Consider the following 21,990-nt stretch of genomic DNA (forward strand, 5'->3'; position numbering starts at 1 on the left):
CAACGTCCTGTGGGCGATGATCCGTGACGGAGAGTGCTTTCACACTTCACCTCCCGTCACGGGAGCGGCTTGACAACACGATTGGGAAGTTCCTTGCCTTCGGGAAGCGCCGCCGATCCGGCGACGGGTTCCAGCAAAGTCGCCCGGAGGCCGGGAAACCGGCGGGAATCGGACGTCATGGGACCACCACCAGCCCCGTGAACCGTTCCGGGTTTGATCGAGACTCTAGGTCGTGAGTGTGACCTGGGGTTTCGTGGTTTCGCGGTAGTGGTTGGTCTCGTATTCGCCGAATGGGATGTGCCCCAAATCCTGGGAATCAGCGGCTCCGCGGTCTCGCGCACGGCCTCGAACCGCCCTGCGGCGGTGAGGCGGGAGACGGGCTGCCGACCGCCCGCGTCCGTTTCGAACGCGACGGGAAGCGGCGGTCCGGGTGCCGCGGCGGCCGCTCAGAGGTGACCGTCCAGGAACTGCCGTACCTCATCGATGGTCATAGGCCCCGTGCCGTGCGCCATCGCCGCTCCCTCCTTCAGCAGGAGGCAGGACGGGGCTCCGGTGATCCCGTATCGCTCGGTTGCCGCCGGGCAACGCGTGATGTCGGTGCGGACGACCGTCAGGCGGCCCGCGTAGGCTGCGGCGATGTCGCCCACGACGACATCCATCACCCGACAGGGCTCGATTGCCTTGGGCCATGCCCCGGTGAAGTATGCGAGAACCGGAACCTCGCTTCTCCGGAGGATGAAATCGAACTCCGCGTCCTCTCGAGGTCGGTGAACGAGTTTTGTCATGGGGGCTCCTGACCTCGGGTTTCGTACTCCATCCCATCCTCCCTCGCGCGGTGTGCCAGGTGGGCCCTGGCCGGTCGTCCGACCGGCTGCCAGGAGGAAGGTACGGGCCGCCGCGGGACGGCGGTGCCCGTGGGACGAGTGGCCGGCCCCTTGCCACGACGACCGGAAAGCCGTTTCCCAGGTCATAGCGGCTCGGCACCGGGAACGAGCACGATATCCGGACGCTCGCGGGCGCGGCGGTAGACGGGTGACGCGTCAGCTGACCCGGAGGCCGACCGCCAGCGTCAGTTCAAGGACCCGGTGTGGTGATGCGAGGTCGGGAAACAGCTCCCGGAGCTGCGACATCCGGTATCGGACCGTCTGGGGATGGACGAACAACGCCGCAGCGACCTCGTCCCGTCTGCCCTGGTGCAGCAGCCACGCCCGCAACGTCTCCTCCAGCCGTCGTGCGGTTGCGGCAGGCAGGGTCCGCAACGGTGCGAGGGCTCGGGTGCGCAGGTCTGCGAACGCGTCCGCGTCGGCGCTGAGCACCAGGTCGGGCAGGTGGTCCTCGGTGTCGCGAATGTCGGAGGAAAGGGAGCGCGCGCGCAGGGCTCGTGCGTACGAGGCGGATGCGTGGGTCCATGGACGGGCCGGGCCGACCACGGCGGCGCGGTCGGTCAGCTGCCGTAGGAGACGTGAACGGTCGGCATCGGGGACGAGGAGCACACCTGTGGCATCCGGCAGGTCGTCGAGGACGAGGGTGCTCGGGTCGAGTGTCCGGTAGGCAGGCCGGGCCTGGGCGGCGGGCAGCAGGACGGCGGTCAGCGAAACCGGAGGCTGCCACCTGGCCCGTTGGCCGGAGGCCAGCAGCACGTCCGGGCTCGCACCGGCGAGGAGGTCGCGGGCCAGGTGTTCCAGGTGGCGCTCGTGGGCTCTGCCCCGGGCGGCCAGTTCGTCGGCGTGGCCCGCGGCACTCGCGGCGGAGAGCTCGTCGATATAGGCGAAGGTCAGCTCGGCGAACTTCGCGACCTCGGCGGCGGGCAGACCCGCGGGTACGGCCCCCGCTGCCAGACATCGCCAGGCGACCCGGGCGCCGACGCGGTAGGCGCTGAGCAGGGCATCCATCGAACGGCCGTCGCGCACCTCGCCGCGGCCCAGCTCGTAGGCGGCGTCCCCGGCGTCGCCGCCTGTGGCGTTCCCGCTCGCAAGGTCCAGGTAGTGCCCCAGGGCGGTGCGGACGGCTCTGCGGATGGTGGCGCCCATGCGGCCCGACAAGGCATGGGCGTAGGGGGGAACCTCGTCGATGATCGCCTGGACGACTTCGTCGGCGGTGGTCTTCAGTGCCGCCCGAAGCGCGGTGACCGTCGTCTCATCCAGGGCCAGTTCGCTGGCCCTCCGCATTGCATAGCTCATCTTTTTGTTCCCTGCGAACAATTCAGCCGACCAGATTTACGTCCTGTGGTCAGGACTTTACGCCTGGAGGCGCAGCAAGCTGGAGTCATGACGAGTGGAGCCCTCCGCAGTGGGGCGTGGAAACTACTGGAGATGGTCACGACGCCGTTGCTGCCGTCGGACTACCTCGACCTGGTCAGCCCGCTGCGTGCGGGCGCTGACCTGTGTGGGCGCGTCGAGGCCGTGCACTCCGAGACCGATGACGCCGCGACTGTCGTGATCAGGCCGGGGCGGGGCTGGCGCGGCCACACAGCCGGCCAGTACGTGAGGATCGGGGTTGACGTCGACGGAGTGCGCCTGTGGCGTGCCTACTCCATCACCTCGCCGACGAACCGCCAGGACGGCCGCATCACGATCACCGTGAAGGCGATCCCGGACGGCAAGGTCAGCAATCACCTGGTCCGCAGGGCGAAACCGGGCACGCTGATCCAGCTCGACCAGGCGACCGGTGACTTCGTCCTGCCGCGGGCCAAGCCCGCCAAGGTGCTCTACCTGACGGCCGGCAGCGGCATCACGCCCGTGATGGGCATGCTGCGCGACACCGAACTCGACGACGTCGTCATGGTCCACTGTGCGCCACAGCCTCAGGACGTGATCTTCCGCAAGGAACTGCACAGCCTGGTCGTGGACAGGAAGCTTCGGCTCACCGAGGTGCACACCGACACCGACGGCAAGCTCGACATCGCCCGTCTCCAGGAACTCGTGCCCGACTGGGCCGAGCGCGAGACCTGGGCCTGCGGGCCCGCAGGTCTGCTCGACGCCGCCGAGGAGCACTGGACCGAACAGGGCGTCCGAGCACGCCTGCACACCGAACGGTTCCGCGTCGGCACCATCGTCGCCGGCGAGGGCGGCGAGGTCACGTTCAGCGCCACCGGCAAGACCGTCGACGCTGACGGCGCCACGCCGTTGCTGGACATCGGCGAAGAGGCCGGCGTGCTCATGCCCTCCGGGTGCCGTATGGGCATCTGCTTCGGCTGCGTCACGCCGCTCAAGGCCGGCGCTGTCCGCGATCTGCGTACCGGCGAGATCACCGAGGCCGAGCCGGGCGTCCTCATCCAGACCTGTGTGTCCGCCGCGGCGGGCCCCTGCGACATCGAACGGTAGGAGCACCTTGACCGCCATCGACCCCACCGACCACCTGACCGCGGACCAGATCGAGGAGCTGGGCCGCGAGCTGGACGCCATCCGCGACGAGGTGATCGCCGACCGAGGCGAGAAGGACGCCGCCTACATCCGCCGGGTCATCGCGGCGCAGCGCAAGCTGGAGCTGGTCAGCAGGGGTGTGCTGCTGTTCTCGATCTTCCCGCCCGCGTGGCTGATCGGCACCGCCGGGCTGTCCGTGGCGAAGATCATGGACAACATGGAGATCGGCCACAACGTCCTGCACGGCCAGTGGGACTGGATGCGGGACCCGAAGATTCACTCCACCACCTGGGAGTGGGACCACGTCTCACCGTCCGATCAGTGGAAGCACTCGCACAACGAGCTGCACCACACGTACACCAACGTGATCGGCAAGGACAACGACCTCGGTTACGGCATCATGCGCGTCGACGAAGACCAGAAGTGGCACCCCTTCCACCTCGGCCAGCCGCTGTGGAACTTCCTCAACGCCTGCTTCTTCGAGTACGGCATCGCGGCATACGACCTGGAGCTCGGCAAGAACCTGCACAAGCGCCGCCGCAAGAACCCGGAGTTCCGCGCGCGGGCCAGGGCCGTCGGCCGCAAGATCCGTAAGCAGGTGCTCAAGGACTACGTGATCCACCCGCTGCTGTCGGGCCCGTCGTTCCTCCCCACGCTCGCCGCCACGTTCACCGCGAACCTGGTCCGCAACCTCTGGACCCACTCGGTGATCATGTGCGGGCACTTCCCCGAGGGCGTACAGGTCTTCGAGCGCCGGTCGATCAGGGGCGAGACGCGCGGCCAGTGGTACCTACGCCAGATGATGGGCTCGGCGAACATCAGCGGCAGCAAGGCCATGCACTTCATGACCGGCAACCTGTCGCACCAGATCGAGCACCACCTGTTCCCGGACCTGCCGAGCAACCGGTACGCCGAGGTCGCGGTGAAGGTGCGCGCGCTGTTCGAGAAGTACGAGCTGGAGTACGTCACCGGCCCGCTGCCCAAGCAGGTGTTCTCCGCGTGGCACAAGGTCTTCCGGCTCGCACTGCCGAACAAGCGGCCCGAGGTCGGAACGCCGGACCGTGAGCAGGACCTCGTCACCGCCTGACAGTGAGGACGTACGTGAGCGTTCCCCGGCCGCACCTCATGCCCTCGGGCGACGTCACTGCTGCCGCACGACGGCCTACTCGGCAGTGAAGTCCGCTGCTGCCCAGGTCCTACAGGTTGGTGAGCGCACGCCGGACAGCGACTGAGTGGGAGCTTCTCTCCGGTTCCACGACGAGCGCACGGCAGATGAGAAGGGGCGACGCGGTGGGCTATGACTCGGTGTGAGCAGGTTGCTGGTACAGCACGGCCGGGGGCGGCGCTGCAGGCCCCTCTTCGAGCTGATGTACACCCCGGCCCGGCCGGCGACCGAAGCCGGTCGGCGACATCCGGATTCCGCTCCGGGCCAACAAGAAGGCCCCGGGCGCCTGGCCTGGGGCTCTTTCATGGAGCGGGTGACGAGAAATCGAACCCGCGCTCCGAGCCTGGGAAGCTCAGAGCTCGGGCAGCGTCGCGCTCTCCGTCGCCGCCGACCGCAGCCGGGCCAGGATCGCCCGGGCCGCCTTGGCGTATCCGAGGCTGTTGTTCTGGAGCACCGACTCCGCGTTGGCCAGCTCCAGGAAGGCGATCACCTCGAAGGCCAGCTGCCGTACGTCGGTGTCGTCCGCCAGGTCGCCCGCCGCCCGCGCCTCCTCGATCGTCTCCTCCACGAAGGTGACCCAGCCGGTCTGCGCGGCGGCCAGGGCGTCGTGCACCTTGCCGCCGCGGGCGTCGAACTCGGCGGTGGCCGCGTAGAAGAAGCAGCCGCCCCGGAAGACCCGGTCGCGGGAGTACGCGATCCACGCCTCGCACATCCGCCAGACCCGGCCGACCCCGGGCGGGACCGCACGGGCGGGGCGCAGCACATGGTCGACGTAGACCGCGACCGCGGCGCGCACGGTGGCGAGCTGGAGTTCCTCCTTCGACCCGAAGAGGGCGAACACCCCGCTCTTGCTGAGCTTCAGCTCGGCCGCCAGCCGTCCCAGCGAGAGGCCCTCCAGGCCCTCCACCGAGGCGATCTGCACCGCGCGCCCCAGGACCAGCTGCCGGGTCTGGTTGCCCCGCTCGACCCGCCCGTCCAGCCGTACTGCCGCCATGTGACCACTCCGTGCCTCAGAGTTATCGAGGCGTCATTCTAGGGACGGCCACGGGCGCCACCGGACCACCTGCCGCCCGCCCCGTCGCCCCGCCCACCCGCGCGCCCCGCCTCTGACCACGGGCGATACCGGCGGGCGGACCGGGCGGCATCCGGCACGTGAGACAGGTGTTCCTTTCCGCCGCGCCCGGCGAGTAGCGTGATCGTTCCGCGTGCGAGCCGGTGAGGTCTCCACCATCTGTCCCGATGTGGAGAACCAGGAGCACCAGAAGTGTCCGCTGCCGTCGCGCCCGCCCCCGCCCTCGCAACGTCCCGCCGGGCCTGGCTCACCGATCTGCCCGTGCTGGCGGTCGCCGCCGTCTGGGGTGCCAGCTACCTCGCCGCCAAGGGCATCACCACCACGCACACCGTCATCGCCGTCCTCGTCCTGCGCTTCGCGGTCGTGCTGCCCGTCCTGGTGGTGGCCGGTTGGCGCAGACTGCGGGCGCTGACCGGGGCGCAGTGGCGCGGGGCCGGGCTGCTGGGCCTGGTGCTGAGCGGGATCTTCCTGCTGGAGACGTACGGGGTGGTCCACACCTCGGCCACCAACGCAGGGCTGATCATCAGCCTCACCATGATCTTCACGCCGCTCGCCGAGGCCGCCGTGACCCGCGTCCGGCCCCCGGCCTCCTTCGTCGCCGCCGCAGGGCTCTCCGTCACCGGGGTGGTCCTGCTGACCCAGGGCGGCGGCTTCACCAGCCCCTCGGCCGGTGACCTGCTGATGCTGCTCGCCGCCCTCGCCCGTACGGTCCACGTCCTGGCGATGGCCCGGACCAAGGCGGTCCGGTCGGCCGACTCGCTCTCCCTGACCACCGTCCAGCTCGGCAGCGCGGTCGCCGTCTTCGCCGTCCTGGTGGCCCTCCCGGGGACGGGCGCCGCACCGTGGAGCGTGGCGACGGGCTTCGGGCCCAGGGAGTGGGCCGGGCTGGTCTTCCTCTCCGTGTTCTGCACGCTCTTCGCCTTCTTCGTGCAGATGTGGTCCGTACGCCGCACCTCGCCGTCCCGGGTCAGCCTGCTGCTCGGTACGGAACCGCTGTGGGCCGCCGCCGTCGGGATCGGCCTCGGCGGCGAACGGCTCGGGGTCCTCGGGGTGGCCGGTGCCGTCCTGGTCCTGGCGGGCACCGCGTGGGGGCGGCGCAGCGTGGACGAGGGGGGCTGGCCCGGGACGCGGGGAGGCGGTCGCGCCCCTTCCTGACCGCGTGCGTCACGGTCAGGGCTTCTTCCGGACCGCGTCCGGCGCGATCATGATCGCGAACCCCGTCACGATCGGCACGACGCTGACGAACAGCGCCCGGTCACCGAAGAAGTCCATGCGACGAGCTGGCGTCCACAGCCGCAGCCCCCCCGGGTCTACTCGTGGACCAGCCCTCCGATGCCCTGCAGCAGGATGAGGAACCCGACCGCCTCGATGAATGTCCTCATACGCCGAACCCCGCGGCCGTCCCGCTCCCGCCGCGTCGGCCACCCGGCCCCTTCGCAGCGACGAAAGTAGCGGACCGGGCGACTTCGGTCGCTCCCTCCCCGCGAGGGACGCGTTCCGGCCGCCCGGCTGCATAAGTTTGTCGATATGACGCGCACCGAGTACCGCTGGCTGCTCCCCTCGGCGATGGCCGACCCCGAGCTGCCCGGCGACCGGGCCCGCAGCCGGCGGACCGTACGCGACTGGGTCGTCGACATCACGGCCTTCCTCTGCGCGGCCTTCATCGGCATGCTCGCCGTCGCCGCGGTCGAGGCCGACGAGTCCACGGCCGACGCGGTGGTGTTCGTGGACTCCGTGGCGGGTGCGGCGGCCTGCTGCGCGCTCTGGCTGCGGCGGCGCTGGCCCGTCGGTCTGGCCGTGGCCCTGACCGTCGTCGCCGTCGTCGAGCCCGTCGCCGTCGGCGCCCTGCTGGTCGCCCTGTTCAGCCTGGCCGTCCACCGCCCGCTCAAGCCGACGGCGATCGTCGGCGCGGCGGCGCTGGCCACAGTGCCCGTCCAGCCGCTTGTGCGCCCCGACCCGCAGACCGGTTACGTGGCCTCCGTCCTCTTCGGGGTGCTGCTGGTCCTGCTGGCGCTGAGCTGGGGCCTGGGCGTAAGGTCCCGGCGCCAGCTCGTGCTCACGCTCCGCGAACGGGCCCGCCGGGCGGAGGCCGAGGCGGAACTGCGCGCCGAACAGGCCCAGCGGCTGGCTCGGGAGGCCATCGCCCGCGAGATGCACGACGTCCTCGCCCACCGGCTCACCCTCCTCAGCGTCCACGCCGGAGCCCTCGAATTCCGGCCCGACGCCCCCGCCGCCGAGATCGCCCGGGCCGCCGGAGTCATCCGGGACAGCTCCCACGAGGCGCTCCAGGACCTACGGGAGATCATCGGAGTGCTGCGCGGCCCCGGGGACGCCGGCGAGGGCGAGCGGCCGCAGCCCACCCTCACCACCCTGGACGCGCTGATCGAGGAGTCCCGGCGGGCGGGCATGAAGGTCACCCTCGACCAGCGCGTCGCCGCCCCCGCGAACGCCCCCGCCGCCACCGGCCGCACGGTGTACCGCATCGCCCAGGAGTGCCTGACCAACGCCCGTAAACACGCCCCGGGCACCGAGGTCACCGTCACCGTGACCGGCGGCCCCGGCGACGGGCTCACCGTCGAGGTGGCGAACCCGGCCCCCACCGAACCCTTCGAACGGGTCCCCGGCTCCGGTCAGGGCCTCATCGGCCTCGCCGAACGCGCCACCCTCGCCGGGGGCGGCCTGGAGCACGGCCCCACACCGGACGGCGGCTTCCGGGTCCGGGCCCGGCTGCCGTGGCCGTCGGCGTGAGGCGGGCGGTCTGAGCCGGACAAGGCCCGCGTGGCGGGGCCGAGGTGTCGATGGCGTACGGCCCGCTGGTTACGGTGGCTGTCATGAACACCCTGGCGCCACCGCCCCCTCCGGACTCCGTGCCTCCTTCCCGCACTCCGCCCGTCCGGCTGCTCATCGTGGACGACGACCCGCTCGTGCGGGCCGGGCTCACCCTGATGCTCGGCGGGGCCGAGGGCATCGACATCGTGGGCGAGGGCGCGGACGGCAGCGAGGTCGCCGACCTCGTCGGACGGCTGCGCCCCGACGTCGTCCTGATGGACATCCGGATGCCCGGCATGGACGGGCTCACCGCGACCGAGGGGCTGCGCCGCCGCCCCGACGCGCCCGACGTCCTCGTCCTCACCACCTTCCACGCCGACGAACAGGTCCTGCGGGCCATCCGCGCCGGAGCGGCGGGTTTCGTCCTGAAAGACACCCCGCCCGCCCAGATCGTCGACTCCGTCCGCCGGGTCGCCGCCGGGGACCCGGTGCTCTCGCCCGCCGTCACCCGGCAGCTCATGGACCGGGCAGCGGGCAATGCACAGGACGAGCGCATGCCCCGGAGGGAGCGGGCACGCAGGCGGTTCGCGGAACTGGCCGAGCGGGAGCGGGAGGTGGCGGTCGCCGTCGGGCGCGGACGCTCCAACGCCGAGATCGCGGGCGAGCTGTATCTCAGCATCGCCACCGTCAAGACCCAGGTCTCACGAATTCTCGCCAAACTCGACCTCAACAACCGTGTCCAGATCGCCCTGTTGGTCCACGATGCCGGACTGCTCGACAGCGACGGCGAGAGGGACGGCCGCCTACGCTGAGGGGACCGAGCGGTGCCGGGCGGACCGGACCGGAAGAGGGGGGCTGACCGACGATGGCCATGCTGGATCTGAGGGAACTGCCGGACTTCACGGCGGACCCCTACCCGTACTACGCGAAGCTGCGTGCCGAGGGGCCGGTGCACACGGTGCGCACCGAGCAGATGGAGCGGATCTGGCTCATCGTCGGTTACGAGGAGGCCCGCGCGGCCCTCGCCGACCAGCGGTTCGGGAAGGACTGGCGCGCCACCGGGCGCTGGGCCGACGAGGTCGACCCGATCAGCGCCAACATGCTGGAGCTGGACGCACCGCACCACACCCGGCTGCGGAGGCTCGTCGCCCGGGAGTTCACGCCCCGCCGCATCGAGGCGCTGCGCCCCCGGGTCACCGGGATCACCACCGAACTGCTCGACGCGATGGTCCCGGCCGGTTCCGCCGACCTGGTCGACGCGCTCGCCTTCCCGCTGCCGATGACCGTCATCTGCGAACTGCTCGGCGTCCCCGACATCGACCGGGACGCCTTCCGCACCCTGTCGAGCGCCATCGTCACCCCCACCCCGGCCCAGCGGGAGGCCGACCCGGTCGGCGCGATGAGCACCTACCTCGTCCAGCTCATCGAGGAGAAACGGAGTTCACCCGGCGACGACCTGATGAGCGCCCTGATCAGGACCCGCGACGAGGGAGGCGACGGACTGTCCGGCGAGGAACTGGTCGGCATGGCCTTCGTGTTGCTCGTCGCCGGTCATGAGACCACGGTCAACCTGATCTCCAACGGGGTGCGGGCCCTGCTCGACCACCCGGACCAACTCGCCCTGCTCCGCGCCGATCCCGGACTGCTGGACGGGGCGGTCGAGGAGATGCTGCGGTACGACGGACCGGTGGAGACCGCCACCTTCCGCTTCACCCGGGAGGAGGTCACCATCGGCTCCACCGTGATCCCGTACGACGAACCGGTGCTCGTCGCCCTCGCCTCGGGCGGCCGGGACCCGGAGAAGTTCACGGACCCGGACACCTTCGACATCCGCCGCGCACCCCAGGGCCATCTGGCCTTCGGCCACGGGGCGCACTACTGCCTGGGCGCCCCGCTCGCCCGCATGGAGGCCCGGATCGCGATCGGGGCGCTGCTGGAGCGCTGCCCGGAGCTGGCCCGCGACCCGGCGGGCGGCGAGCCGGAGTGGCTGCCCGGTCTGCTGATGCGCGGGGTGCGGCGGCTGCCGGTGCGCTGGTAGGGCCGCCCGTCTCCACCACTCGTGACGAAGGAGCACCCGTTGACCGCCGAAGCAACCACGGACCCCGAGGGTCTGGTCGACCTGGCCGCGCTCGGTGACGACTTCACCCGCGACCCGTATCCGGTCTACGCCGCGTTACGGGCCAGGGGCCCGGTCCACCGGGTCCGTATCCCCGAGGGCGGCCACGCCTGGCTCGTCGTCGGGTACGAGGCCGGGCGGGCGCTCCTCGCCGACCAGCGGCTCTCCAAACAGTGGGCCAACGCCTCACCGGCGCTCGGCGTCACCAAGGTCTCCGCGGGCACCTCGATGCTCACCAGCGACACCCCCGACCACACCCGGCTGCGCCGACTCGTCGCCCGCGAGTTCACCCCGCGCCGGATGGAGCGACTCACCCCGCGCATCCAGGAGACGACCGACGAGCTGCTGGACCGGATGCTCGCCGCGCCCGACCGGCGCTCCGACCTCGTCGAGGCGCTGTCCTACCCGCTGCCGATGAACGTCATCTGCGAGCTGCTCGGCGTGCCGTTCCTGGACCGCACGGCCTTCCGCGAGTGGTCCGACCACGCGGTCTCCGCCGTCGACGTCTCGAAACGCGCCTCCTCCACCCGGGCGATGGCCGCCTATCTGGCCGGGCTGCTCCAGGAGAAGCGGGCGCGGCCGGGCGAGGACCTGCTGAGCGCGCTGATCCACACGGCCGACGAGGACGGCGAGCGGCTCCTGGCCGACGAACTGATAGGCATGGCCTGGCTGTTGCTCGTCGCCGGTCACGAGACCACCGTCAACCTCATCACCAACGGCGTGCTCAGCCTGCTCACGCACCCGGATCAACTGGCGCTCCTGCGAGCGGACTTCGGGCTGATCGACAGGGCGGTGGAGGAGATCCTGCGCTTCGAGGGGCCCGTCGAGACACCGACGTACCGCTTCACGACCGAACCGATCGACATCGGCGGCACGGTGATCCCCGGCGGCGGGGAGCTGGTCCTCGTCGCGATGTCGGACGCCAACCGGGACCCGGCCCGCTACCCGGACGCCGCCCGCTTCGACATCACCCGGGACGCCCGGGGCCATCTCGCTTTCGGCCACGGCATCCACTACTGCCTGAGGGCTGTCCCGCAATCCCTGGTGGATCAGCGCGCGGCGTCGGATGCGGTGCATCGCACGGCGGAGGGACGTCCGCATACGGGATGTATTCGGGCGTTCCGACAACGCGGCGAGGCGCCGGAGCTGTCGTCGTGCGCCCGCCAGGGATTGCGGGACAGCCCTTGGGCGCCCCGCTGGCCCGGATCGAGGCGAAGGCCGCCCTCCGCTCGCTGCTGGAGCGCTGCCCCGAACTACGGCTCGCCGCCGACCCGGCCGCGCTCAGCTGGCGCACCGGCGTCCTGATGCGCGGCCCGCTGAGCCTGCCGGTGCGGTGGTGAGGGGCACGTACGGGGGAGCGGGCCCCGGGGATACCGGCCGAGGGAGAAGGACGCCGGGACACGGCGGAAGCCGTCCGACCCCAGCCGCCGGTCCGCCGGGACACGGCGGGAGGACGCCCGGCCTCAGCCGCCCGGGATCTCCGCCATCGCCACCGGGCGGCGTTCGCGGCGGGAGACCTCGCAGGCCTCGGCGATCCGCAGCGCGTGCAGGCCCTCCCGGCCGTCGCACGGGTTGGCCAGCTCACCCCGGGCCACCTGGAGGAAGGCGTCCAGCTCCGCCTCGTACGCCGGGGCGAACCGCTCCAGGAACCCCGGCCACGGCTTCGACGGAGCGCCCGGGCCCTCAGGCTCGGCCGAGGTCAGCGGCGTACGGTCGTCGAGGCCGACGGCCAGCTGGTCCAGCTCCCCGGCCAGCTCCATGCGGACGTCGTATCCGGCCCCGTTGCAGCGGGTCGCGGTGGCGGTGGCCAGGGTGCCGTCGTCCAGGGTGAGCAGGACGGCGGCGGTGTCCACGTCCCCCGCCTCCCGGAACATCGCGGGCCCGGCGTCCGATCCGGTGGCGTACACCTCGCGCACCTCGCGGCCCGTCACCCACCGCAGGACGTCGAAGTCGTGGACCAGGCAGTCCCGGTAGAGCCCGCCGGAGAGCGGGAGGTAGGCGGCGGGCGGGGGAGCGGGGTCGGAGGTGGTGGCCCGTACGGTGTGCAGCCGCCCGAGCCGCCCCTCCCGTACCGCGGCCCTCGCCTCCGCGTACCCCGCGTCGAAGCGGCGCATGAACCCCAGCTGGAGCACGCTCCCCGCCGCCTCCACCTCCGCGAGCGCACCCAGCGTGCCGGGCAGGTCCAGGGCGATCGGCTTCTCGCAGAACGCGGGCAGCCCGGCCCGGGCGGCGCGGGCGATGAGCGGGGCGTGGGCGGCGGTCGCCGAACAGATCACCAGCGCGTCGGGGAGGCCGTGGCCCTCGCCGGTGAACATCGCGTCCACCCCGACGGCCGAGGCTCCGGTCCGGGTGGCGGCCACGGCGGCGCGCTCCGGATCCGCGTCCGCCACCAGGAGGGAGTCCACGGCCGGGTGACGGCTCAGCGCCTCCGCATGGAAAGTGCCGATACGTCCCGCTCCGACGAGTCCGATACGCATGGCCCCAAGGTGACGTCGGCACGGTCATCATGTCAAGCGTTTGTCCTGACAAATGACGTGCCGTGGCTTTGTCCGGACAATCGAACTAGGCTCGCCCCCGTGACCGCACAAGGAGCCGATCAGCCGCTGCCGCTGAGCGTGGACCGCACCAGTCCGGTGCCGCTCTACTTCCAGCTCGCGCAGCAGCTGGAGGCCGCCGTCGAACAGGGCCGACTGGCCCCCGGCACCCTGCTCGGCAACGAGATCGACCTCGCCCGCCGCCTCGGCCTCTCCCGCCCCACGGTCCGCCAGGCCATCCAGTCGCTCGTCGACAAGGGGCTGATGGTGCGCCGCCGGGGCGTCGGCACCCAGGTCGTGCACAGCCAGGTCCGCCGCCCGCTGGAGCTCAGCTCGCTCTACGACGACCTGGAGGCGGCCGGCCAGCGCCCCGCCACCACGGTCCTGCGCACCACCACGGAACCGGCCACGGCCGAGATCGCCGCCGCGCTCGGCCTCCCCGAGGGCACGGAGGTCCACCTCGTCGAGCGGCTGCGCTACGCCCACGACGAGCCGATGGCACTCCTGCGCAACCACCTCCCTCCCGACCTGCTCGACCTCCGGGCGCCGGAGCTGGAGTCCACCGGTCTCTACCGGCTGATGCGGGCTTCGGGCATCACCCTGCACAGCGCCCGCCAGTCGGTGGGCGCCCGGGCCGCGACGGAGGCGGAGGCCCGGGCCCTGGAGGAGGAGCCGGGCGCGCCGCTGCTGACGATGGAGCGCACGACGTACGACGACACGGGCCGCGCGGTGGAGTTCGCCACCCACGTCTACCGGGCCTCGCGCTACACCTTCACCTTCCAACTCCTGTCCCGCTGATCCAGCCTGCCTGGGGGAGACCCGGCCCACCGGGCCCCCGATCCAGCCCGCCGGACGGGCAGGCGGGGCCCGCACCGACCGGGCCGCCGGGCGGGCCCGGTCGCCGCTCGGGGATACTGGTCAGTCGGCCCGGGGCCCCGTACACTCCCCGGCCCGGTCAAGCGCACAGCGAGCAGCAGCAGGAGGGCACGGCGTCGTGGCAAGGGTTCGGACAGGGGTACGCGCGCTGGGCGCCGTCCTGGCAGTGGTGCTGGCAGCCGCAGGGTGCAGCAGCACCGGCGGCAAGCGGGCGGAAGAGCGCGCCGCCGAGGCTGCCGAGGGGCGGGCCGCGGTGAACACGCCCCGCTGGACCTTCGCCATGGTCACCCACTCGGGCGACGGCGACACCTTCTGGGACATCGTCCAGAAGGGCGCCGAGCAGGCGGCCGTCAAGGACAACATCAACTTTCTCTACTCGCACGACGACGAGGGCAACCAGCAGGCCCAGCTCGTGCAGACCGCGATCGACAAGAAGGTCGACGGGCTGATCGTCTCGCTGGCCAAGCCGGATGCCATGAAGGCCGTGGTCGCCAAGGCCGTCAAGGCGGGCATCCCGGTCGTCACCGTGAACTCCGGCTCCGCCGAGTCCCGGGAGTTCGGGGCGCTCACCCACATCGGCCAGGACGAGACGATCGCCGGCGAGGCCGTCGGCGACGAGCTGAACGAACGCGGCCGCGAGAAGGCCCTCTGCGTCCTGCACGAGCAGGGCAACGTGGGCCACGAGCAGCGCTGCGCCGGGGCGGGGAAGACCTTCGAGGGCACGATGCAGAACCTGTACGTCGACGGCACCAACATGCCCGACGTCACCGCGTCCATCGAGGCCAAGCTCCAGTCGGACAAGAGCATCGACGCGGTCGTCACCCTCGGCGCGCCCTTCGCGGACGCGGCCGTGCAGGCCAAGCAGACGGCGGGCAGCAAGGCCGAGATCAACACCTTCGACCTGAACGCCAAGGTCGCCACCGGCCTCCAGATCGAGAAGCTCGGCTTCGCCGTCGACCAGCAGCCCTATCTCCAGGGGTACCAGGCCGTCGACCTGCTCTGGCTCTACCGCTCCAACCTCAACGTCCTCGGCGGCGGTCAGCCCGTCCTCACCGGCCCGCAGATCATCACCGCCGCCGACGCCGACGCCCTGGCCGACTACACCAAGCGGGGCACCCGATGAGCGGCTCCACCGCCGCACCGGATCAGCTGGACGAACGCCTCGTCCACACCTCGCCGCTGCGCAAGCTGCTGGGCCGCCCCGAGCTGGGCTCGGTCGTCGGCGCGGTGGCCGTCTTCCTCTTCTTCGCGATCGTCGCGGACAGCTTCCTCCAGGCCTCCAGCTTCGGCACCGTGCTGTACGCGGCCTCGGTCCTCGGCATCATGGCCGCCCCGGTCGCGCTGCTGATGATCGGCGGCGAGTTCGACCTCTCCGCCGGGGTCCTGGTGACCAGCTCCGCGTTGGTCTCGTCGATGTTCAGCTACCAGATGACGGCCAACGTCTGGGTCGGCGTCCTCGTGTCGCTGCTGGTGACGCTGGCCATCGGCGCGTTCAACGGGTTCATGCTGACCCGCACCAAGCTGCCCAGCTTCATCATCACGCTCGGTACGTTCCTGATGCTCACCGGGCTCAACCTCGGCTTCACCAAGCTGATCAGCGGCACGGTCTCCACCAAGGCCATCGGGGACATGGAGGGCTTCGACTCCGCCCGGGCCCTGTTCGCCTCCACACTCACCCTCGGCGGCGTCGAGTTCAAGGTGACGATCCTGTGGTGGATCGCGCTCGTCGCCCTCGCCACCTGGATCCTCCTCCGGACCCGCTTCGGCAACTGGATCTTCGCCGTCGGCGGCGAGGCCGACGCCGCCCGCGCGGTCGGCGTCCCCGTCATCCGTACCAAGATCGGGCTCTACCTCGGCGTCGCCTTCGCCGCCTGGGTCTCCGGACAGCACCTGCTCTTCAGCTACGACGTCGTCCAGTCCGGCGAGGGCGTCGGCAACGAGCTGACCTACATCATCGCGGCGGTCATCGGCGGCTGCCTGATCACCGGCGGCTACGGCTCCGCGATCGGCTCGGCGGTCGGTGCCTTCATCTTCGGCATGACCAGCAAGGGCATCGTGTACGCCGAGTGGAACCCGGACTGGTTCAAGTTCTTCCTGGGAGCGATGCTGCTCCTGGCCACCCTGCTCAACGCGTGGGTGCGCAAGCGTGCGGAGGCGACAACATGACGGCCACGTCCGACAAGAGCCCGGGCCCCCTGGTCGAGCTGGACGACGTGTCCAAGTTCTACGGCAACATCAAGGCCCTGGAGCATGTCTCGCTGGAGGTCCACGCGGGCGAGATCACCTGCGTCCTCGGTGACAACGGCGCAGGGAAGTCCACCCTCATCAAGATCATCGCAGGGCTGCACCGGCACGACGCCGGACGCTTTCTGATCGACGGCGAGGAGACCGCTCTCGCCAACCCGCGCGACGCCCTCGACCGGGGCATCGCCACCGTCTACCAGGACCTCGCCGTCGTCCCGCTCATGCCGGTCTGGCGGAACTTCTTCCTCGGCTCCGAGCCCACCACCGGCGTCGGCCCCTTCAAGCGCCTCGATGTGCGGAAGATGCGCGAGACGACCCGTACGGAACTGCTCCGCATGGGCATCGACCTGCGCGACGTCGACCAGCCCATCGGGACGCTCTCCGGCGGTGAGCGCCAGTGCGTGGCCATCGCCCGCGCGGTCTACTTCGGCGCCAAGGTCCTCGTGCTCGACGAGCCCACGGCCGCCCTCGGAGTCAAGCAGTCCGGGGTGGTGCTCAAGTACGTCGCCGCCGCCCGGGACGCAGGGCTCGGCGTGGTCCTCATCACGCACAACCCGCACCACGCCCACCTCGTCGGTGACCGGTTCGTCCTCCTCAAGCGCGGGGCGATGTCCGGCAGCCATACCAAGGACGACGTCACGCTCGACGAGCTGACCCGGCAGATGGCGGGCGGCAGCGAGCTGGAGGAGCTGAGCCACGAGCTCGAGCGCACCCCGACCCCCACCCTCCCGGGCACCTCCGCCGCCACCGGAGAAGGCTCCTGACCCGCGACCCGCCCCGGCCGACCCCGGGCGAGCTCTCCAGGGGCCCGGCAGTGGCAGAATCGAGCCCGGCGGGCGCCGTCCGCCGCCGGGCGGGAGAGCCGGCCGGCCCCCCCCACACACACCGCAGGGACGATGAGCACGTACCGCGACTTCGCACACCGCGGCTCCGCCCGCGCCACCGTCCTCAAGACCGTCGGCACCAAGGAACGCCGCTCGCACCTCTCCGCCCCCCGCGTCCCCACGGTCGGGATCGACATCGGCGGTACGAAGGTGATGGCGGGTGTCGTCGACGCCGACGGCAACATCCTGGAGAAGGTCCGCACCGAGACCCCCGACAAGTCCAAGAGCCCCAAGGTCGTCGAGGACACCATCGTCGAGCTGGTCCTGGACCTCTCCGACCGTCACGACGTCCACGCGGTCGGCATCGGCGCGGCGGGCTGGGTGGACGCCGACCGCTCCAAGGTACTCTTCGCCCCCCACCTCGCCTGGCGCGACGAACCCTTGCGCGACGCCATCGCCTCCCGCCTCGTCGTCCCCGTCATGGTCGACAACGACGCCAACACCGCCGCCTGGGCGGAGTGGCGCTTCGGCGCCGGCCGCGGTGAGGACCATCTCGTCATGATCACGCTCGGTACGGGGATCGGCGGCGCGATCCTGGAGGACGGCCAGGTCAAGCGCGGCAAGTACGGGGTCGCCGGTGAGTTCGGCCACATGCAGGTCGTGCCCTCCGGCCACCGCTGCCCCTGCGGCAACCGGGGCTGCTGGGAGCAGTACAGCTCCGGCAACGCCCTGGTCCGCGAGGCCAGGGAGCTGGCCGCCGCCGACTCCCCGGTCGCGCACGGTCTGCTGGAGCGGGTGAAGGGCAACATCCCCGACATCACCGGCCCCCTCATCACCGAACTGGCCCGCGAGGGCGATGCGATGTGCATCGAACTGCTCCAGGACATCGGCCAGTGGCTCGGCGTGGGCATCGCCAACCTGGCCGCCGCGCTCGACCCTTCCTGCTTCGTCATCGGAGGCGGTGTCAGCGCCGCCGACGACCTCCTGATCAACCCTGCCCGGGACGCCTTCAAGCGCCACCTCACCGGCCGCGGCTACCGCCCCGAGGCAAGGATCGCCAAGGCCCAGCTGGGCCCCGAAGCCGGTATGGTCGGTGCCGCGGACCTCGCCCGGCTGGTCGCCCGCCGCTTCCGCCGGGCCAACCGGCGCCGCGTCGAGCGGTACGAGCGGTACGCCCAGATCTACGACCAGGCGGCGAACACCATCCGCAACACCCGGTCGACCCGGACGGCCGACTGAACCGCCCCCGCGCGTCCGACGTCTTCACCCCCCTGGGTACGCCGTCCGTTACGGGTAGCGGCTCCCGATTGCGTACGCTCGAAGCCGCCCCCGTACGGGATGCAGCTCCCGCTGTACGGGAACCGCCTCCGACCCCGTACCCCGCACTCGAACCCCGCTCCGCAGCACGAGGGACCACCTGATCATGATCGCAGCCGACCATCCCGTGGTGCCGACGCCCCTGTCCGACGGGCCGGGCGACGGTGGAGGAAAGCCGCCCGAGAGCCGTCGGCGGGTCTTCCGGCGGCGGTTCGTCACCGCCACGATCATCGTGCTGCTGATCGGCATCCCGGCCGGCTATCTGCTCATCTCCGCGGGCCAGAGCCGCCGCTCCGGCAAGGACAAGGAAGCCGCGGCCGCCGCGGTCGGGCTCCGCGAGGGCTGGCCCTCCAAGGTGCAGCGCAGGATCTTCGAGATCCCGATCCCCGGGAACGCCTCGGGCGTCCAGTACTACGAGACCAACAACTGGAAAGCCAGCCGGATGTACGTGGAGTTCAAGACCACCTCCGGCGGGCTCGACCGGTTCCTGACCGGAATCGGCACCGGCCGCGCGGCACTGGAGCCCGGCGCCGTCGACATCAGCGCCCGTGACGTCAACGTCACCGGCTGGCACTTCAGCCCCGACGAGAACTGGGCGAGCACCACACACCGCAACGAGAAGCCGCGCCCCACCCAGACCATCACGGTCAACATGACCGACCCGGCGAGCCCCGTCGTCCATGTCGTCTCGGAGGCGACTCCCTGACACGCCGCCTCGCGGCGGGCTGACCGGGCGCCGCGGGCCGCCGACCGGCCGAGAACCGGCCGTACTCTCGCGGCTCGTTTCGACGATGCCCTGCGAGGACGCGTCCCCGGCGGCCATGATGATCGCCATGCCGGAAGTTCTCGAGATCCTCGCCCTCGCCTGTACCGGTCTGTACGCCGGATACATGCTCGCCTTCCTCTCGGGCGTCATGCCCGCCCTCAGGGAGATGGACGACACGTCCTTCACCTCGGTCATGCGGGCGGTGAACCGCAAGGTGCCCGGCCCGCTCTTCCTGCTCCTCTTCCTCGGCTCGCTCGCCTTCCCCGCAGCCTCGTTCTTCGTCGAGCCGGACGGGCGGACGGGCGGCGACACCACCCTGGTGGGCGCCGCGGCCGTCTGCGCGCTGGTGGGCCACCTGGTCACCTCGGGGGGCAACGTCCCGCTGAACAACGCGCTGGAGTCGTCGAAAGGGCGGGGCGACGACCGGGGCGCCCGCACGGCGTTCGAGGGCCGGTGGACCGCCCTGCACGCTCTGCGCACCCTGCTCGCCACCGCGGCCTTCGTCCTGGTCGCCGTGGCCGTCACCGGCTGAGGCGGAGCCCGGGACTGCCGATGCGACGTCGCACCTACGTGAAGCTTCACCAAGATGAGACGATGGCGAATGAAACTGAGTCTGTGAGCTATTCACCGTCTGCGCTCTGGAGACTTCAATGAAGTCATGAGCACTCACGAACAGAACACACCGCCCGTCCTGGTCATCGGCGGCACCGGCAAGACCGGCCGACGCGTCGTCGACCGCCTGGAGACGCTCGGCCGCCCGACCCGCGTCGGTTCGCGCTCCAGCGGGACCCCCTTCGTCTGGGAGGACGAGAGCACCTGGGAGGCGGCTCTCGACGGAGCCTCCGCGGCCTACGTCACCTACTACCCGGACCTGGCGTTCCCCGGCGCCAAGGAGGCCATCGGACGGTTCGCCGCCACCGCTGTGGCGCGGGGGGTCAAGCGCCTCGTGCTGCTCTCCGGCCGGGGCGAGGAAGGAGCGGTCGCGAGCGAGGACGCGCTCAAGGCGTCCGGCTGCGACTGGACCATCGTTCGCTGCAACTGGTTCAACCAGAACTTCAGCGAGAGCTTCTTCCTCGACCCCGTCCTCTCCGGCGAGCTGGCGCTGCCGACCGGCGACGCCGTCGAGCCCTTCGTGGACGCCGACGACATCGCGGACGTCGTCGTCGCCGCACTCACCGACGACCACCACATCGGCAAGACCTACGAGCTGTCCGGACCGCGGCTGCTGAGCTTCCACGACGTGGCCCGCGAGCTGTCCGCCGCCACCGGCCGGACCATCACCTACATCCCGGTCAGCGTCGACGACTACCGGGCGGCGCTGCGGCAGCTGGGCGAGCCGGAGGAGTTCGCCGACCTCTTCACGCTGATCGTCGACGGCCGCAACGCCAGCGTGGTGCACGGCGTCCGCGAAGCGCTCGGGCGGGAGCCCAAGGACTTCGCGGACTACGCCAAGGAGGCGGCGGCGGGCGGCGCCTGGAACGCCTGACCGCTCCCGTTCGAGCAGCGGTGGTCCGCGGCACCGGGAAGCCGGTCCGAGGGCCACCCTGTCGACCGTGTGTCGCCACATACCGACAAGCCGGGGCCCGGCAGCACAGCGCCGGCACGCCCGGAGAAAAGAGGAACGCGATGGACGGGCCGGCGTGGGAGGGCAGAGGTGTGGGTGCGCTGCCCCGCCACCTCCGCGGGTTCGCGCAGACGCATCTCGCGCTGCGACGTGACTCCCGCCGACTGGTAGCCGCGGTACCGCTGCTGACATCGGCCGGCCTGCCCGCAGTCGCGCAGTGGTGGCGGCAGTTCCGGGCCATCGTCGACTGGCACCACCGCACCGAGGACGACATCCTCTGGCCGGGGCTGATCGAGCACGCGCCCGAGATCGCCGCCGGATCACACCTGATGGTCCAGGACCACGTGGCTCTGGAGGACTCGATGCTCCGGGTCACCCGCGCGCTCGAAGCGGGCCGGGCCGAAGCGCTCACCGGGCCCGTCGGCATGTTCGACTCCGTCCTCCACCAGCACCTGCACGAGGAGGAGGAGCTGACCTTCCCGGTCTTCGCCCGGGTGCCGCCCGACGTCTTCGCCGCCCTGGAACGCCGGGTCCTGGCGGCAGCACCCTTCGGCATCAAGCGGATTCTGCCGCCCTGGCTGCTCGACGGACTTCCCGATCCGGACGGAGTGATGCCGGGGCCGGTGCGGCTGATCGGCCGCACGCTGCTCCTGAAGTCCTACCGCCGCTCCGTCACCGGACTGCTGGAACCGACCTGACCCGGACCCGGACCCGCGCCCGCCGGCCGCACCACCGAACGACCGGAGAGAGAGACCATGAGCCCCACCCCTTCCCGACCCGAACCGGCGCTCCTCGCCGCCACCGTCGGCACCGGTCTGATGGCCGGGCTGTACCTCGCCTTCGACGTCGGTGTGATGCCCGTGCTGGCACGCCGCGAGGACGAGCGGTTCGTCAGCACGATGCGCCGGGCCAACGACGCCCTCGACGACAGCGCCTCCTTCGGAGCGCTCTTCCTCGGGGTGTTCGTGGCCACCGGTGTCGCGGCCCGTCGGCTCCGCCGCGCCGAGCAGGGCGAAGCCGCCCGGCGGGCCAGGGCCGCCGCGGTGCTCTACGGCCTCAGCATCGCGGTGACCATCGGAACCAACCTGCCGCTCAACCGCCGCCTCCGCAACGCTCCCGTGGCCACGACGGCTGCGGCGACGGCCGCCAGGACCGCGTACGAACGGCCGTGGCGGGCGGCCAACGCCGTCCGTACGGCCGCCTGCCTGGGAGCCCTCGCGCTGCTCGGTGGCGCGGCCCGGCGGCGGACGGACTCCCGGGCGGGGTGACGGGATGTGCCGAGGGGCGAAGGGGTGGGAACCGCCGTAGGTCCCGGGCCGTTGCAGGAGGACCCGGGAGCACGACCGAGCCTCTGGGGCTGGTCCGTACGGCGCCCGGCGTC

At 71.4% G+C, this 21,990-nt stretch carries 21 protein-coding genes; 17 read left to right on the forward strand and 4 right to left on the reverse strand.

Features of this window, described 5'->3' with window-relative positions; translation table 11 throughout:
- Positions 1 to 446: 446 nt before the first annotated feature.
- Both AC0682_RS28540 and AC0682_RS28545 read right to left on the reverse strand, forming a co-directional pair.
- Positions 447 to 785 (reverse strand): thioredoxin family protein, encoded by a 339-nt coding sequence (locus tag AC0682_RS28540; protein ID WP_478536014.1) that lies wholly within the window; start codon positions 783 to 785, stop codon positions 447 to 449.
- Positions 786 to 1,040: 255 nt separating this feature from the next.
- A complete protein-coding gene (locus AC0682_RS28545; protein ID WP_478536015.1) occupies positions 1,041 to 2,180 on the reverse strand; it encodes a PucR family transcriptional regulator in 1,140 nt (379 codons plus the stop codon).
- Positions 2,181 to 2,267: 87 nt separating this feature from the next.
- On the opposite strand from AC0682_RS28545, the gene AC0682_RS28550 reads away from it, so the two are divergent.
- Positions 2,268 to 3,323 carry a ferredoxin reductase gene (locus AC0682_RS28550; protein WP_478536017.1) on the forward strand — a complete coding sequence of 352 codons (1,056 nt, stop codon included), beginning with the start codon at positions 2,268 to 2,270 and terminating at the stop codon, positions 3,321 to 3,323.
- A gap of 7 nt (positions 3,324 to 3,330) precedes the next feature.
- Positions 3,331 to 4,449 carry a fatty acid desaturase family protein gene (locus AC0682_RS28555; protein ID WP_478536018.1) on the forward strand — a complete coding sequence of 373 codons (1,119 nt, stop codon included), beginning with the start codon at positions 3,331 to 3,333 and terminating at the stop codon, positions 4,447 to 4,449.
- A gap of 430 nt (positions 4,450 to 4,879) precedes the next feature.
- Here the strand turns inward: AC0682_RS28555 and AC0682_RS28560 are convergent, their stop codons facing one another.
- A complete protein-coding gene (locus AC0682_RS28560) occupies positions 4,880 to 5,521 on the reverse strand; it encodes a TetR/AcrR family transcriptional regulator (RefSeq protein ID WP_478536019.1) in 642 nt (213 codons plus the stop codon).
- A gap of 270 nt (positions 5,522 to 5,791) precedes the next feature.
- On the opposite strand from AC0682_RS28560, the gene AC0682_RS28565 reads away from it, so the two are divergent.
- The 5 genes from AC0682_RS28565 (at position 5,792) to AC0682_RS28585 (ending at position 11,789) form a co-directional block, all read left to right on the forward strand.
- Positions 5,792 to 6,754, forward strand: coding sequence for a DMT family transporter (locus tag AC0682_RS28565; RefSeq protein ID WP_478536020.1), 963 nt, complete (start codon positions 5,792 to 5,794; stop codon positions 6,752 to 6,754).
- Positions 6,755 to 7,126: 372 nt separating this feature from the next.
- Positions 7,127 to 8,347 carry a sensor histidine kinase gene (locus tag AC0682_RS28570; RefSeq protein WP_478536021.1) on the forward strand — a complete coding sequence of 407 codons (1,221 nt, stop codon included), beginning with the start codon at positions 7,127 to 7,129 and terminating at the stop codon, positions 8,345 to 8,347.
- 83 nt (positions 8,348 to 8,430) lie between these two features.
- Positions 8,431 to 9,180: a response regulator transcription factor gene (locus tag AC0682_RS28575; protein ID WP_478536023.1), complete on the forward strand. Its 750-nt coding sequence runs from the start codon at positions 8,431 to 8,433 to the stop codon at positions 9,178 to 9,180.
- 53 nt (positions 9,181 to 9,233) lie between these two features.
- A complete protein-coding gene (locus AC0682_RS28580) occupies positions 9,234 to 10,406 on the forward strand; it encodes a cytochrome P450 family protein (RefSeq protein ID WP_478536024.1) in 1,173 nt (390 codons plus the stop codon).
- Positions 10,407 to 10,445: 39 nt separating this feature from the next.
- Positions 10,446 to 11,789 (forward strand): cytochrome P450 family protein, encoded by a 1,344-nt coding sequence (locus tag AC0682_RS28585; RefSeq protein ID WP_478536026.1) that lies wholly within the window; start codon positions 10,446 to 10,448, stop codon positions 11,787 to 11,789.
- A gap of 158 nt (positions 11,790 to 11,947) precedes the next feature.
- Here the strand turns inward: AC0682_RS28585 and AC0682_RS28590 are convergent, their stop codons facing one another.
- Positions 11,948 to 12,961, reverse strand: a complete 1,014-nt coding sequence (locus AC0682_RS28590) for a Gfo/Idh/MocA family protein (protein WP_478536028.1) — start codon at positions 12,959 to 12,961, stop codon at positions 11,948 to 11,950.
- 99 nt (positions 12,962 to 13,060) lie between these two features.
- Here AC0682_RS28590 and AC0682_RS28595 point away from each other — a divergent pair, with 99 nt between their 5' ends.
- The 10 genes from AC0682_RS28595 (at position 13,061) to AC0682_RS28640 (ending at position 21,877) form a co-directional block, all read left to right on the forward strand.
- Positions 13,061 to 13,816: a GntR family transcriptional regulator gene (locus AC0682_RS28595; protein WP_478536029.1), complete on the forward strand. Its 756-nt coding sequence runs from the start codon at positions 13,061 to 13,063 to the stop codon at positions 13,814 to 13,816.
- Positions 13,817 to 14,012: 196 nt separating this feature from the next.
- Positions 14,013 to 15,017 (forward strand): sugar ABC transporter substrate-binding protein, encoded by a 1,005-nt coding sequence (locus AC0682_RS28600; RefSeq protein ID WP_478536030.1) that lies wholly within the window; start codon positions 14,013 to 14,015, stop codon positions 15,015 to 15,017.
- Positions 15,014 to 16,060, forward strand: a complete 1,047-nt coding sequence (locus tag AC0682_RS28605; protein ID WP_478536032.1) for an ABC transporter permease — start codon at positions 15,014 to 15,016, stop codon at positions 16,058 to 16,060. The genes AC0682_RS28600 and AC0682_RS28605 overlap by 4 nt, the downstream gene beginning before the upstream one ends.
- Positions 16,057 to 16,902, forward strand: coding sequence for an ATP-binding cassette domain-containing protein (locus tag AC0682_RS28610; RefSeq protein WP_478536033.1), 846 nt, complete (start codon positions 16,057 to 16,059; stop codon positions 16,900 to 16,902). Before AC0682_RS28605 ends, AC0682_RS28610 begins: the two co-directional genes overlap by 4 nt.
- 132 nt (positions 16,903 to 17,034) lie before the next feature.
- Positions 17,035 to 18,201, forward strand: a complete 1,167-nt coding sequence (locus AC0682_RS28615; protein WP_478536034.1) for an ROK family glucokinase — start codon at positions 17,035 to 17,037, stop codon at positions 18,199 to 18,201.
- Positions 18,202 to 18,385: 184 nt separating this feature from the next.
- Complete coding sequence (locus AC0682_RS28620) at positions 18,386 to 18,985, forward strand: hypothetical protein (RefSeq protein WP_478536036.1); 600 nt, start codon at positions 18,386 to 18,388, stop codon at positions 18,983 to 18,985.
- 127 nt (positions 18,986 to 19,112) lie between these two features.
- Positions 19,113 to 19,577 (forward strand): anthrone oxygenase family protein, encoded by a 465-nt coding sequence (locus AC0682_RS28625; RefSeq protein ID WP_478536038.1) that lies wholly within the window; start codon positions 19,113 to 19,115, stop codon positions 19,575 to 19,577.
- A 126-nt stretch (positions 19,578 to 19,703) separates the two neighbouring features.
- A complete protein-coding gene (locus AC0682_RS28630) occupies positions 19,704 to 20,531 on the forward strand; it encodes an NmrA family NAD(P)-binding protein (protein ID WP_478536039.1) in 828 nt (275 codons plus the stop codon).
- Between the two features lie 170 nt (positions 20,532 to 20,701).
- On the forward strand, positions 20,702 to 21,307 hold the full coding sequence (locus tag AC0682_RS28635; RefSeq protein WP_478536040.1) for a hemerythrin domain-containing protein: 606 nt from the start codon (positions 20,702 to 20,704) through the stop codon (positions 21,305 to 21,307).
- A 57-nt stretch (positions 21,308 to 21,364) separates the two neighbouring features.
- A complete protein-coding gene (locus AC0682_RS28640) occupies positions 21,365 to 21,877 on the forward strand; it encodes an anthrone oxygenase family protein (RefSeq protein ID WP_478536042.1) in 513 nt (170 codons plus the stop codon).
- Positions 21,878 to 21,990: the final 113 nt, after the last annotated feature.

The sequence above is a fragment of the Streptomyces sp. NPDC043746 genome (genome assembly GCF_056436485.1).